We start from the raw sequence: 14,025 nt of genomic DNA on the forward strand, positions 1-14,025 counted from the left end.
AACAACGGCGGTTGTTTGCATAGAGCCTAATATCCATTCCCGCCATCATTGATATGATAAAATCAGAAGTTTTCTCGTTAGACTCTGCTACCTTAAAGATTAACTTTTTAAGGAGTGGAGTACGATGAAATATGTGAATGCGGATGCCGTCCTTCCGAAGGCATTGCTCGAAGAGATACAACGTCATCTTCCTGGTGGATTAATCTATATTCCGAGGCCGAAGGATACCCATAAGAAATGGGGAGAGAATTCAGGCGGTCGACAACTGATCCGGGAGCGGAACAACGAGATTCGCCAGCAGTTTGCTACGGGAGCAACGACCGATGAGCTTGCAGAGCAATATTGTTTATCCATCGAGAGTATTAAGAAAATTGTATATTCTAAAAAGCAAAGCGAAATAGGAATGAAATGAGATTGGATGAAAAGGGAGTCACATTCGAGCCATCGGATGTGGCTTTTTACTATGTTCCTTCAATGAGCAGACATGGATGTAAAGAATGATTAGAAAACGAATATTACATATCTGTCCGCCGCCAGCATTCGTACAATAGAGTCCAGAGGGCACGTTTACTTAAAGCGGGCGTAACCAGTGGAAGGAACGGTGATTTAGATAAACATGAATATCCAAGTGGAACTGACGAATCCAGACAAGGCATATATCATCAAAAACATGTATCCGTTATACCTGCATGACCTGTCAGGACATTATGGGCTGCAGGAGGCACATCGACCGAATGTACATGGTATTTACGAAGAGAGTTCTGACTACCGAACATTACAAGACCAATACGATGTGCAAAATATATGGTGGGAAAAGCCGGGTTGTCTCTATCCTTTTCTGGTCATGGCTGAGGATAGGCCTGCTGGATTTGCATTGGTGGCAACACCGCCTTACTGTACACCGGGCATCGATTTTTTCATGAACGAATTCTTCCTGCTGCAACCATATCGGGGGATGGGCATTGCAGAGCAAGCGGCGGCAACGATCTTCGCTATGTTTAAAGGCAACTGGGAGATATTCACCAATCCAGGGGAGAAAAACAAAACCGGTCAGCATTTCTGGCGCAAGACGGTAGCGAATTATACGAAAGGATTGTACGAGGAAGAAGTAGCCTTAACCGCAGATGCAGACGAGGATGGGCTCAAATTAATTTTTCGTTTCTCGAATCATACCGTTGATATATGAACTGATAACAAATCAGGCAGACATTACGCTCTGATCATCTGTAGTGTCTGCCTTAGAATTAATATGATAAAGTTCGACATAATCTTTGGGTATCCTCCCAATCAAAAGCGGCTTTTCTAAGATGTACATCCGCTTAGAAAAACCGCTCCTTAATTTAGATAGACTAGAAGTTCAATCGCGTAAACGTGGCATCGCCCTTAACGGTAGCATTGCTGGAGGCATTCACCGCATCCAGTTGCAACACATAATCATAATGTCGGATGTAATATCCGGGCTGGTTATATGATTGAAGAGATACTTTGGTGCTGTCTGCCCAGCCGGGGCTGATCAGAAATGTAGCATCGCCCTTATATGCGGTAGTGTTTGTGAAGGCTTCAAGTACAATTTTGTTATTTGCATTACGTTTCAGGAAATAACCAGGGTAGTTGATTGCCTCCAACGAAACACCTGTAGAGCTGGCAAGACCCGGTACAACGCGGAACTGGGCATCCAGAGCGGGGGTGACATTCGCATCAATGCGAGCAACGTAGTTGGCGTGACGGATCATGCGATCCGGTACATTGTGTGAAGTGAACTGGCTGTAGCCTGTAGCTTCAGGCGTGGATGGGCCCAGCATTTTGACTTCATGCAGTGTTGGGGTGTACCAGTTGCCCGGATTGTTCCACAAGACAGCGTTGACCATATTTATTCGCACATAGCGAGCTATGAAATGCACCGCATCCGTGGTGAAGCCATACGTCAGATTATTGGTGCGATCCAGCGTGGAGTAATTTACGCCATCGTTGCTAATCTCGATTTTGTATTTGTAATACCCCTCGGAACCTTTATACATAAACCAGGATATGTCGATCTCCGTAATGGTTTTTGGTGCTCCGAAATCGACCTGCCACCATGCCGGCCAGCTATTGGAGGAAGCTACCCACGAGGTCTGATAGTTACCGTCATTGACAAGGGAGGGGGACGAGCCAGAGGCCGTCGAGCTGGCGGAGGCTGCCTTGCCTTGGGCATGATTGACGAGCGCAGGTAACGTGACCTGGCCTGTTGCCGCGTCAATGTTCCATGACGTATACCATTCCAGCGAGGCCGTTCCACTGGCGTCATTTAACGTGAGTGGTAGCCAGATATGTTTGTGCTCGCCCAGATTCATCGGATTCCAGCGATCTGCCATATAGATATATGAAGTGGTGTTACTACCCTGAATCGTGGCAATATCATGAATCTGAGAGCCAAAGGCTGATGGATTGCCATAAGGCGTAAGTGCAGTCCATGGCCCTGTCATGGACGTAGCTGTAGCGTATGCTCCCTGATTCGGATACCAGCCAGCGGCCTGGGAGGTGAAGAGATAGTAGCGGTTTCCTTTTTTCACAACAGCAGGGGCTTCACGGTATGCATTCTCGAACAACCATCCTTCGAACGACTGTACCCCTGTGTAGCTTGCATTCATTTTAAAAATAGCCATCGTATCATTCGCACCGCCGTTTTTACGGGAGGCCGTTACGAGATAACCTGTGCCGTTCGTATCCACGAAAACAGTCATGTCACGGGATTCATAGTCAAGCGGACGGAAGCTACCCTCATACGTAAATTTTCCATTGGGTGTACTGCTGGTAGCTACTGCAACGCGGCCGAGATTATAATCCGTACCGTTCTCATAATGAGCCCAGAGCACATATTGCTTGGTGGAGGCGTTATAGATCACTTTGGGACGTTCGATTTTACTGGAGGCGAGTTCCGTAGCGGAGTCTTTGGTCAGGATGGCATTGCTAAAAGTCCAATTTTTCAAATCCGTTGAGGTGTAGACGTTCACGCTGTCAAACTTGCCGCCCACCGCATGTTCGCCATACAGATAATACGTTGAGCCTACCTGCAGGATGTTACCGCTGTTGGCGTGAATGGGATTGCCAGCCGTATCAAGCCAATCGGTACCATTGGTAATTGCTACACTTGCCGCGTTGCTTCGTTCAGGATGTAGACCAAACATCGTTAATGCGAGTGTGAAAACCAGAAGCCAGACCGTCTTACGTTTTCCCATTACGTACACCTCCATATAGATTAGAAAATAATTAAAGCGCTTTCAAATCTATTGTAGTTGATTTACAATATTTAGCAAGTGAACAATTCAGAGATTGCTGAACAGAGCAACATCTGATGGAGAATAAGCGGAAAGAGCATAATGCTGCCCCTATTGACTGTGATATGAAGCCAGAAATCAGATGAAGTCGTATATAAATGGTAGTATCTTTGTAGGAAGATGAAGGATAAAACACATATAGGCGCTGGAGGTGCTAGATGCTATGAATGATGCCGTATGCTATGAGGTAAATTCGGTAGAAGATTATATAGCGATGATCGAAGAGTTACCGAATGGTCAGGAGGGGTATTATTATCGCGGAGAAAACAGGCGATACGCCACTCAATCCTCTTCCTTACTTCGATCAGGAATAGCGCGATTGCTTCGAGATAACCCGGAATATTATGTGGATGCAGTAAATGATTATGTCCGAGATATGGCAGATCAAGCGGGAGAGTGGGAGCACGAGCATGTGTTAGCCTGGTGTCATCATGAGGGTCTGCCTACGAATCTGCTGGAGCTTACAGCGTCTCCGCTACGCGCGCTCTATTTTGCCTGTTTGAGCCGCGCCGATCATAGCGAGGAGCCGAGTCAGGCAGGGTACGTATATGGTTTTTCGAGAGAGAATACAGCCGATGTGACTGAATTAATATTGGAAAATGTGAAATTGAAGACATCTCGTTATAACTTGATTGAGGACATGGTCGATGATCCACGATGGATAAATCTGCTGTCGGATCACGATAAAAAGAGACCTTCTAAGCCTGATCTGGCCCAATTGCCTTACCTGATTTATCAGGCACCGTATAAGTATAGAGGTTCAGACGAACCGAATGGCCTATACTTCTATCAGCTGTTTCAGACGGTCTTCCCATCATCCGGTCCGGAGTTTTCATATGAGATCATGCAACAACACTACGAACCTTCGCTGATCGTCAAAGTGAGCAATCAGACAGAGATTCGAGAGCAACTTCATCACCGACTGAGGCTGTACAAGTGATTGAGGTATCGCTCGAATATAAGAGCAAGATTGTGATTGTCGTCTCGTGATATAACTGTCCTGAGCCTTTGAGAAGGTCAGATTATTCATTGAAGGGGATGACGTTATGAACGAGACATGCAGAAGACTGGAAGGACAAGTAGCCGTAGTAACAGGTGCGAGCAGAGGTATTGGCCGAAGTATTGCGATCCGTCTGGCACAGGAGGGGGCATACGTTCTTGTGCATTTTGCAACAAGGCAGGCAGAAGCGGAGAGTGTGGTGAGGCACATCATAGACCGTGGTGGACAGGGGCAGGCCATTGGAGCTGATTTAAGTACGCTGGATGGCATTCATGCCCTGTTTGCCAAGGTTGATGCAGCTGTTCAGAAGCACGGACAAGAAGGCAAGTTGGATATTTTGGTCAATAACGCTGGCATAGGACAGATCCTGAGCCTGGAGGAAACGACGGAAGAATCTTTTGAGGATGTCATGAGAATTAATGTAAAAGCACCGCTATTTGTGACGCAGCAGGCCGTCTCTCGGCTTCGGGACGGAGGGTGTATCATCAATATTTCCTCTTTTGTGACACGGGTAGCTTCGCCAGGGGTGTTTGCTTACAGTATGACCAAAGGGGCTGTGGATACGTTCACGAAGCTGTTAGCCAAAGAACTGGGAAGCCGCCAGATCAGGGTTAACGCCATACAACCGGGTATCATCAACACCGAGATGAATGCAGGAACACTTGCGAATCCACAAGGACAGGCGTATGCGGCCGGGCTATCTGTAATGAATCGCTGGGGAGAACCCGAGGATGTGGCTGATATCGCTGCATTTCTTGCCTCGGCGGATAGTCGTTGGATGACAGGACAATGTCTGGATGCCAGTGGTGGCTCACACTTATAATTTCTGACGATATAGCCATGGATTGAGGGAGGAAAGGTTATGGATCGCTTTGTGATCAATGCGAATACTCTAGTGGTCTTGCAGAAAGAGGACGGAAACGCGGTGCTGGTCAAGGGCGGGATCACTGCTGATGGTTTCGAAGTCTTATCGATCTACTCCAAAGGCTGGCTGACATTTGCCTATCTAAAAGATCATCAGGGTATATGGTGGTTCAATGCGCGTACGAACAAGGCCAGTTTGTTCAGTCAAGACATAGAAGCGTTCCGCGTCGTGCACGAGGATTACAGCTCTGATTCGCAGCATGTCTATCTGGAGGACAAGCCCGTTTCTCCCTCCGATCCAGGCAGCTTTGAACTATTGCCAGGGACGTCATATTTTGCAAAGGATAAACACCAGCTATACGTCAAAGAAAGCCAGCATTTTCATGTGTTCGATGAAATGGATACAAGTGCAGCCATTGCGCGGCATGATTACTGTACGGATCAGGATCATCTGTTTCATTTGTCGAGCGGCCTTCGTTATGCCAATGAATATAAACATGAGATGGTCGATTGGCTACGGGAGCATCATCCAGATATACCTGGCTGGTGGCAGACTGGCTATGCTCATCATGCAGATAATGCGATCCAGCTTACGGGGGATTGGTATGCCACGGCTACCTCCGTATTCTATCGGACAGAGTCTGACGGTGGGTACAGGCGAGATGCTAAAGAAACCTTCAATCTGGTTCGCGGTGCGGATCGAAGTTCATTTGGACCGCTAGATGAACAGTTTGCGCGTGATCGGAATCAGGTTTATTTTCAGTGGCGTACCATCCGTGGAGCAGATCCGAAGAGCTTCGAGTCACTTGGAGGCCGATTTGGCCGGGACAAGCAGCATATTTATTATAACGGGTATCGTATTGAGGGAGCAGATGTACTAACGTTTGAAGTGTTAGGCGGTACGGAGCATCTGGGTTTATCCAGAGATCAGAACCATGTATATCATGCGCAGTATGCGCGTACCCTTCAGCCTTTCGGCCATCCTGACGATGTGCTTCAACGGATCAAGGGAGCGGATACAGCAACTTTTGAAGTGCTCACACCATCCGGTAGTTGGGCTGTAGATGCGAATCAGGTATATCTGTGGGGCATAGTCAATAAAAAGATAGATCGTGCCAGCTTTACTCATTTGCTCGAAGCTGATCCCCAGAGCTGGGCCAAGGATCGAAATGGGCTCTATAATGCCAACGGCAAACGTACCGTAAAAGGCATCGATGGAGCATCTTTTGTCATGTTGAACAGGTATTGGGGCAAGGATGATCAGGCCGTATTCAGTTTTGTGACAGGAGGGGTATACAAGACGGCGGATGCGGAGACCTTTCAGGTGACGGATGATGAAGGTGGTGCGGAGGATAAGCTGTTTCGGTATTCTATCCACGATGGAGCGGTGCGCAAGAAGATAAAGTAGATCTGAATATTACGGTGTGGGATTTGAAAATGAGATGATATCTATAGCCATCCTAGAGATGGAATGGCATTTGTTATATGTAGATCAAAAACCAGGGATAGACTTCAAAAGTTTTTATCCCTGGTTTTGTTTTTGAGTTCATAAGCAAAGAAAAGGATTGGTTTCTTCTTTCGTTACTCGTTGTTTCATTGCTTCTTCGTTAATTTTTGCGCCCTTTACGTACCTTAAGTTGCATACGCTTGATCGTAGTATGCTGCATGACTTCCAGCACGAGCGGTCCCTTACCATTCAGGATTTCCACATCCGTCACGTTATCCAGAATCGTGATAATCCCGATATCGTCTGCGCTTACGCCTTCGATCTTCGCAATGGTACCTACAAAATCAACTGCACGAAGCTTCTTCTTCTTGCCTCCGTTGAAGTTCAGCTTCATAATCTGCTGGTTCAACTGCTCACGCTTGTCCTTTTTGCGTTCAGGGGCGATCTTGAGACGTTTCTCGAATGCTTCCCGGCAGCGGTCTACCTCATCTTCCGAAGGTGCTTTGACCACAGGAATCTCAAACCCAATGTAGGATTCGATCTCCGCAAGACGTCTGCCATCCTTTGGCGTGACCAAAGTGAAGGCTCTACCTGTTTTACCTGCACGGCCCGTGCGGCCTGTACGGTGTACATAGCTTTCTTTTTCAAGCGGGATATCATAATTGATGACATGGGTGATGTTCGTGATATCAATTCCACGCGCGGCAACGTCAGTGGCGATCAGATAACGGAATTGTCCACGTCTGAAGGCATTCATCACTTCGATTCGCTCATCCTGCTCCATACCACCGTGGATGCGATCCGCTGGATAGTCCAAATCAGCCAACACACGAAACAGCTTATCGACATTCTCCTGCGTACGGCAAAATACAATGCAACTGTCCGGGTTTTCAGTAATCAACAAGTCCTGAAGCAGTGCAGTTTTGTTCACTTCCGACGTGCGAATCACGGCATGCTCAATCGTCGCTGTAGTCAGTCCGCTAGCCTTGATCTCGATTTCTACAGGAGTGTTCATATATTGACGGGACAGCTTCACCACATCCTCCGGGAACGTTGCGGAGAACAGCATCGTTGTCCGTTCCTGCGGCAATGCCTGGATAATCGCTTGTACCGTCTCGATAAAGCCCATGTTCAGCATCTCATCTGCTTCATCGATGACCAGATATGCGATGCGATCCAGCGGCAGCGTTCCCCGTTCAATATGATCCAGAACCCGGCCTGGCGTGCCTACGGCCACATGTGTTCGTTGTTTCAGCTCGGCTTTTTGAATGTGAAAAGGGGATTGCCCATACAGTGCGGTAGCTTTAATACGTTTAAAGCGCCCGATGTTGGTAATATCTTCGTTGACCTGCAGGGCCAGCTCCCTTGTGGGAGTCAGGATCAGGGCCTGCGGTTTATTCTCGTTCCAGTCCACCAGCTCGCAGAGAGGTATACCGTATGCGGCTGTTTTGCCGCTACCTGTCTGTGATTTCACAACAAGGTCTTGATTCTCCAAAGCGACGGGAATAACCCGGGTCTGAACTTCGGTGGGATTCTCGTAACCCAGGCTGTCCAGTGCTTTGACGATCTCTTCCCCTAAGCCAAACTCTTTAAAATACTGCTTACTCATCGTTTACCTCTTTTGCGTTTAGTTTTGAAATGCAGTCTGCTCACGTTATTTTGGTCTCTGTAACCATGTGAATGATCTTACTTACCAGCATTGCACCGTACATGTAACATATACCTGCCTATTATACTCTATGTGCACGGGAAGCGGTGGCAAATAAAGAGACTCCCCTTCAAAATAGCGGTTCACCCCTATATACCAGTGAAGGTAGTTACGGTCATTGTCCGCACCCGGACCGGCAAGCCCTATTCTAACGATCTCAGATGAGCTTATTTGAACGATATAGAGCGTGTTGGAATTGTAACGATCACCAGGGAGCTTATCTTGCTGAGAACACGATAAAAACGTCAGATCTCACCTCATTTTGCCCAAATAAGGTCTCCTGAGATCGTTAGAAAATAAAAACGCGTAAAATCGCCTAAATAGCGTTTCTGGAGATCGTTAGATGTGCAACGTTCCACGTGAAACGATTTGTATCATTCTACAGAGAGCTTCCTCGATATTGAACTCATATTAAGATATTAAGAAAAGACGATACCGCCATCATTACATGGGGGTACCGCCTTGATACATACGGTGTTATTTTAGAATACTCACATATTTGCCGTAAACGTATGCCGTCTGTCCATTCAGCTTCACTTTGACCCAGCCATAGGCATGGCCTGTGCTAACTACCTCAAGTATCGTACCTTGTGGTACAGAAGTAATCACTTTAGATTTGGAGGATGCACCCGCACGTACATTCAAATGAGTGGCTGTCACCCTCGCTTGTTTGCCTGGAGCTGTGACAATTGGCTTACCATTGCCCGAAGAAACAGGTGGTTTACCTGGTTTCGGAGTACCTGGTTTTGCCGCTCCAGGTGTAGGAACCGGAGTTGGATTCGGCTTCGCTGGAGTTACCGGTTTCTCCGGTGCAGGTACTGGAGATGGAGAGTTCTCGCCATTGCCTTGGCCATCTGCAGCTTTGCGAGCCTTGTTCAACTTCTGGTAGAAAGCACCTTTCGTTTTTACGCCTTTGAATTGGCCTACATCTACCCCTGCTTTGGAGGATAGGGCTTGCATCTCATCTTCAGTTATAGCATCCAAAATGTTAATGGAGGCAATATTGGTGTACTTGCCATCTTCTGTTGTCGGCACGGTCATAATGCCAGCATTAATCAGTTCCACGACATCTGCACGCTCCGGTGCAGTCAGGTCTACGCCGGTGATTTTCCAATGTTGCTGCACTTTCGGTTCGTAGACACCTTTCATCACGTCTTTCAAATATGCGATAGACAGATTACGGATCGTGCCTTGAATCTCACCAAAGGCCGAAGCATCCTTAGAAGACCAGAGTTGTTTAAACTTACGTCCTTCAAGAGCTCCGCCTTTGGCTACCAGTGCTTCCATTCGATAAGCATTCATGCCGAGCTTGAGTGTATCATCTGCCTGAACCGTTTTTCCGTTACTGTACTTCAAATGGGTAATGCGGCTACCATATGGCTTGGTCAGGTCGATCTCATAGGTCACACCGCCGAAGAAATCATTGGTGCTGTACTTGGAAGCACGTCGCTTCGGATCAAAGCTTATGGTTACATCTCCGGGGCGAGTAGAGTTGAAGTATCCTGCAGACCATTCCATGTAATCCTTCAGATCACGTCCGGTCACTTCATATACCGTCACTTCACCAAATGTGTACTGGTAGTTAAACGCAATATCTTTTTTCTTGATCGGGCCAACGTCCAGCTTGGCTTTGTCATTATCGATCTGATGGGCAACAATGTCGGCATCACTGTAATGGAGCATAACTTCGGTGAAAAAATCAGACAGCGGCGTTTCCTGAATCTGCACGGCAGGGATGCCTTTGATCTCATCCGCCGGAACCAGATTGGTGCCTTTCAACTCCGCTACCTCAATGTTAGCATCGGCACGAGCGAACTCGTGGAACGGGTGCAGTGTTTTTTCCAGAGAAGGATCGGAAACTTCATAAGTGCCGTCTGCCTTTTTGACAGCGAGTGCTTTCGCTTCTTTACTCTTTAATACAACCTTACCGTTCTCTTTAGCAAACGTCAGGTCAATACGTGACATGTGTGTACCGTATTTGTTGGGCTCGGAGATCAGCACGCCGTTCACGGTCTGTGACTCGATCAGCTGATGCATATGTCCGGCAAAAATAGCAGCCAGCTCCGGGTTGGCATTGGCAATGTCCGTGACGCCGGTTCCCGGTTTGCCGTTCTCGTTATCCAGTCCCATATGCATGAGGCCAACCATTACATCCACTTTGCCTTTCAGCTCGGCAATGGCTTTGCGAGTCTCTTCCACAGGGTCTTTGACAATGACACCATTCAAGTGATCCGTTCCTTTTTCAAACTCGGTAATCATCGGGGTATTCATTCCAATCACGCCTACTTTGATACCGTCCTTCTCGATAATGGTATAGGCAGGCATGTAACGGTCACCGTTTTCTTTGAAAATGTTACCGACAAGCGCCTGGCCTTTGAACTGAGAAGAGATTTTCTCCAGTACGTCCAGGCCAAAATTAAATTCATGATTCCCCATAACCCAGGCATCATAGTTCATCTCGTTCATGGCCACCATCATCGGTGACTGGGGTTGATCATTGAACAATTCGGCAGAATTGTCCTGAATCATATCTCCCGCATCCAGCAGGATAGTGTTGGGATTCTCAGCACGGACTTTTTTTACCATCGTATAGAGCTGTGTCATGCTTCCGGCAGGGTTGGGGCCATCCAGTGCGTAGTCCCATGGCATAAAGCGACCATGAATATCAGATGTGCCAAGCAAAGTAATCTTAGTCTCTGGATCTGCTTCAGCTGCGTGAGCATCTTCCGAAGCAAGCGGCGCGAGCAGCAGGGAAGTGCCTAATAGAATGGATAATGACCAACTAGCGAAACGTTTTAGACCAGGTGTGCGCATGTGTAATCTCCCTTGTGTTCTAGTGTGTGTATTTATACGTATCCATTCCATACTAGAGAAACATCAACGTAATGTAAACGCAGATGTAACATATATGTTCGATACAGTTGAATAAAGTGGGGGAAAAGATAAAGCAATAGGAAGTATACTTTTCAAAGTAAATAGTATGTTTTATATGTGTATAAAACCAAAATTATCCATTATGATGTCCTTGTAAGCGCTTTATAAAATAAACCCAACCAAGGAGGAATATTATGTTGAAGTCCAAATGGTTTAAGACGGTAGGTACGCTTGCTCTGGCAGGTGTGCTGGCCGCGTCAGTCGCGGTGGGTAGTGTCAGTGCCGGATTGGCTAAAGGCAGTAAATTCCTGGGGAATATTATAGCTAGCCAGGTACCAAACAATTTCAGTCCGTACTGGAATCAGGTAACGCCAGAGAACTCCACCAAATGGGGTGCAGTAGAAGGCACGCGTAATGTGATGAACTGGGGCCAGGCAGATATGGCTTACAACTACGCGAAGAACAATAATATGCCTTTCAAATTCCATACCCTTGTGTGGGGTAGCCAGGCACCTAACTGGATTAATGGCCTCTCTGCTAATGATCAGAGAAACGAAGTGCTTCAATGGATCAGAGCTGCAGGACAGCGTTATTCCCAAGCGGAGTATGTTGACGTAGTCAATGAGCCGTTGCATGCGAAGCCATCCTTCCGCAACGCGATTGGCGGAGATGGGCAGACAGGTTGGGATTGGGTTATCTGGTCTTTCCAACAAGCAAGACAAGCTTTCCCGAATTCCAAATTGCTGATCAATGAATATGGCATTATCGGTGATCCTGCCAAAGCAGATCAATATATCCAAATCATCAACCTGCTGAAAAACAGAGGCCTCGTTGATGGCATCGGTATTCAAGCGCATTACTTCAATATGGACAATGTATCTGTGAACACGATGAACACTGTTCTGAACAAATTGCAAGCAACAGGTCTTCCAGTGTATGTATCCGAGCTGGATATGACTGGCGATGACAATACCCAATTGCAACGTTACCAACAGAAGTTCCCTGTACTCTGGAAACACCCGGCTGTTAAAGGTGTTACGCTGTGGGGTTACAACGAAAACCAAACTTGGACTAGTGGTTCCCACCTGATAAGAAGTAATGGCACAGAGCGTCCTGCAATGCAGTGGCTGAAAAACTACCTGGCGAACAATCCTTAAGCCCAGGTGCGAACCTTGGAGTTGGCAATTGTATAACACTGTAGTACAAGTACAAGTAGAATGGATTCGCTCTATCAGCTAAAATCGTTTGACCTGCATTATCCCCTCAAATAAGAGCCTGTCCCGTTATGATATGGGACAGGCTCTTTGGCTTGTAGAAACATCATGCCATGTTTACGTTTCTTACCATCCTGCAAGGTGTTTTAATTCGCTGTAATCACCATACTGTTAAAGGAATCAGCCTCTAGCTGCACATGAATCGTTTGTCCTTCGGCGAACGTCAAGTGAAGGTCGCGGCGATCCGAGAACGGATTGTTAACAACGATAACGAGGCTGTTATCCGGGTTGCGGAAAGCAACGGCTTTGCCGCTCCATGCTCCAGAGAGACCCAGCCGGCGAGCGCCGTTAACGATATGATGAGCAAAATGTTTCATGACATAATACTCTGGATTACGAGTGACATCCTTACTTGCAGGATCAACGGTGATCATTGAGTTTTGCTCCCAGCCCCATGTGCTACGTCCTCTAGGCTCAAGCACCATATTCCAATAGATATAGGCGTTGACGCCGTTACTGAAATAGTGCTGATAGAGGTTATACACGTGCTTGGCGTAGTTCCACGAGTTGTTCCCATCCCCGCACTCATTCTCGGTCTGCATATAGCGAAGCTCCGGGTAACTAGCAACGGTACGCTGAATGGCATGTTTGCCTGCCCATTGATATCCGACCCCCTTGATATAGGAGTAGGCTTTGGGATCGCTGAGCACCAGTCCGGCATATTCATCGAATCCGGTTGTTTTCTTTTTCATCAGTTCTTCCCACGGATCAGGCGCATTGATCGTACCCAGCCAAATTTCGGTGTCCAGACCATGCTTCTCAAAAGCAGGCCCTAGATAATCAGCGATAAATTCACGTAGCTGCTCGCCTGTCCACATGCAGGAAGGGAACTTCTGATCCGCGATCACTTCATTCTGCACATGTACCTGATGAATCGTAATGCCTGCTTCGCGGTAGGCTTCAACAAACTTCACAAAATACAGAGCGTAGGCTTCGAGAATGTCCTTTTCCCAGCGCAGTGTTCCGTAGTTGTAAGCTTTGGGGAACTTCATCCAGGTTGGCGGACTCCATGGCGATGCGAATAATTGCAAATCCGGGTTATAACTCAAAGCTTCCTTGATATAAGGGATCAGATATTTGAAATCTCGTTCGATGGAAAAATGGTCCATCGCCACATCTCCGTCTACTTCGTTGTGGCTATACCACTGCTCTGCATAGTCACTCGCGCCAATCGGCAGGCGACAGATCGTGAACCGGTGTTCCCCTTCCGGGTGGAACAGGGAATGCATGACTTCATGTCGCTGCTCGTCACTTAAATGGGCCAAAGCCAAATAACCCAGTTCATTGAAGCAACCACCGAACCCTTCAACCAGCTGATGCTGCTCACCGGTTAATTTTAAGTTAGCGCTTTCATGAGTAGTTGAAAAAGATAACTCGTTCCACGGCTCTGTAGGTGTAGTCGAAAATCCGTTAAACGTAAATGTCATATGATGATCCTCCTCGTAGGCTGGTAAGTAATCCTTTTGATTACGTTAAGTATACCAACTTCCGTAGCAAAAGCAGATGTGCTAATCCGTGCAATATTTACCCTAATCCAAGGT

10 protein-coding genes are annotated in these 14,025 nt (G+C 47.2%); 6 read left to right on the forward strand and 4 right to left on the reverse strand.

Annotation, left to right across the window (positions count from 1 at the left end):
- The first annotated feature begins 124 nt into the window (after positions 1-124).
- Both FS818_RS23455 and FS818_RS23460 read left to right on the forward strand, forming a co-directional pair.
- Complete coding sequence (locus tag FS818_RS23455) at positions 125-412, forward strand: CD3324 family protein (RefSeq protein WP_145335205.1); 288 nt, start codon at positions 125-127, stop codon at positions 410-412.
- A 204-nt stretch (positions 413-616) separates the two neighbouring features.
- On the forward strand, positions 617-1,186 hold the full coding sequence (locus FS818_RS23460) for a GNAT family N-acetyltransferase (RefSeq protein ID WP_145335207.1): 570 nt from the start codon (positions 617-619) through the stop codon (positions 1,184-1,186).
- 163 nt (positions 1,187-1,349) lie between these two features.
- Here the strand turns inward: FS818_RS23460 and FS818_RS23465 are convergent, their stop codons facing one another.
- Positions 1,350-3,218 carry an AbfB domain-containing protein gene (locus FS818_RS23465; RefSeq protein ID WP_145335209.1) on the reverse strand — a complete coding sequence of 623 codons (1,869 nt, stop codon included), beginning with the start codon at positions 3,216-3,218 and terminating at the stop codon, positions 1,350-1,352.
- A 262-nt stretch (positions 3,219-3,480) separates the two neighbouring features.
- Between FS818_RS23465 and FS818_RS23470 the strand changes: the two genes are divergently transcribed.
- The 3 genes from FS818_RS23470 to FS818_RS23480 all read left to right on the forward strand — a co-directional run bounded on the left by FS818_RS23470 (position 3,481) and on the right by FS818_RS23480 (position 6,589).
- A complete protein-coding gene (locus tag FS818_RS23470; protein WP_145335211.1) occupies positions 3,481-4,257 on the forward strand; it encodes an FRG domain-containing protein in 777 nt (258 codons plus the stop codon).
- Positions 4,258-4,363: 106 nt separating this feature from the next.
- Complete coding sequence (locus tag FS818_RS23475; RefSeq protein ID WP_145335213.1) at positions 4,364-5,140, forward strand: SDR family NAD(P)-dependent oxidoreductase; 777 nt, start codon at positions 4,364-4,366, stop codon at positions 5,138-5,140.
- Positions 5,141-5,179: 39 nt separating this feature from the next.
- Positions 5,180-6,589: a DKNYY domain-containing protein gene (locus tag FS818_RS23480; RefSeq protein ID WP_145335215.1), complete on the forward strand. Its 1,410-nt coding sequence runs from the start codon at positions 5,180-5,182 to the stop codon at positions 6,587-6,589.
- A 199-nt stretch (positions 6,590-6,788) separates the two neighbouring features.
- On the opposite strand, the gene FS818_RS23485 is transcribed toward FS818_RS23480, so the two are convergent.
- Both FS818_RS23485 and FS818_RS23490 read right to left on the reverse strand, forming a co-directional pair.
- On the reverse strand, positions 6,789-8,237 hold the full coding sequence (locus FS818_RS23485) for a DEAD/DEAH box helicase (protein ID WP_145335217.1): 1,449 nt from the start codon (positions 8,235-8,237) through the stop codon (positions 6,789-6,791).
- A gap of 576 nt (positions 8,238-8,813) precedes the next feature.
- The gene (locus FS818_RS23490) at positions 8,814-11,150 is read right to left on the reverse strand and encodes a 5'-nucleotidase C-terminal domain-containing protein (protein ID WP_145335219.1); all 2,337 of its coding nucleotides are present in this window, start codon (positions 11,148-11,150) and stop codon (positions 8,814-8,816) included.
- Positions 11,151-11,404: 254 nt separating this feature from the next.
- On the opposite strand from FS818_RS23490, the gene FS818_RS23495 reads away from it, so the two are divergent.
- Entirely contained in the window at positions 11,405-12,367 is a 963-nt protein-coding gene (locus tag FS818_RS23495) for an endo-1,4-beta-xylanase (protein WP_145335221.1), read from the forward strand.
- Positions 12,368-12,570: 203 nt separating this feature from the next.
- Here FS818_RS23495 and FS818_RS23500 read toward each other — a convergent pair whose 3' ends face one another.
- Complete coding sequence (locus FS818_RS23500) at positions 12,571-13,911, reverse strand: glycoside hydrolase family 30 protein (protein ID WP_145335223.1); 1,341 nt, start codon at positions 13,909-13,911, stop codon at positions 12,571-12,573.
- Positions 13,912-14,025: the final 114 nt, after the last annotated feature.

This window comes from Paenibacillus xylanexedens, from assembly GCF_007680605.1.
In the GTDB taxonomy this organism is placed as follows: domain Bacteria; phylum Bacillota; class Bacilli; order Paenibacillales; family Paenibacillaceae; genus Paenibacillus; species Paenibacillus xylanexedens_B.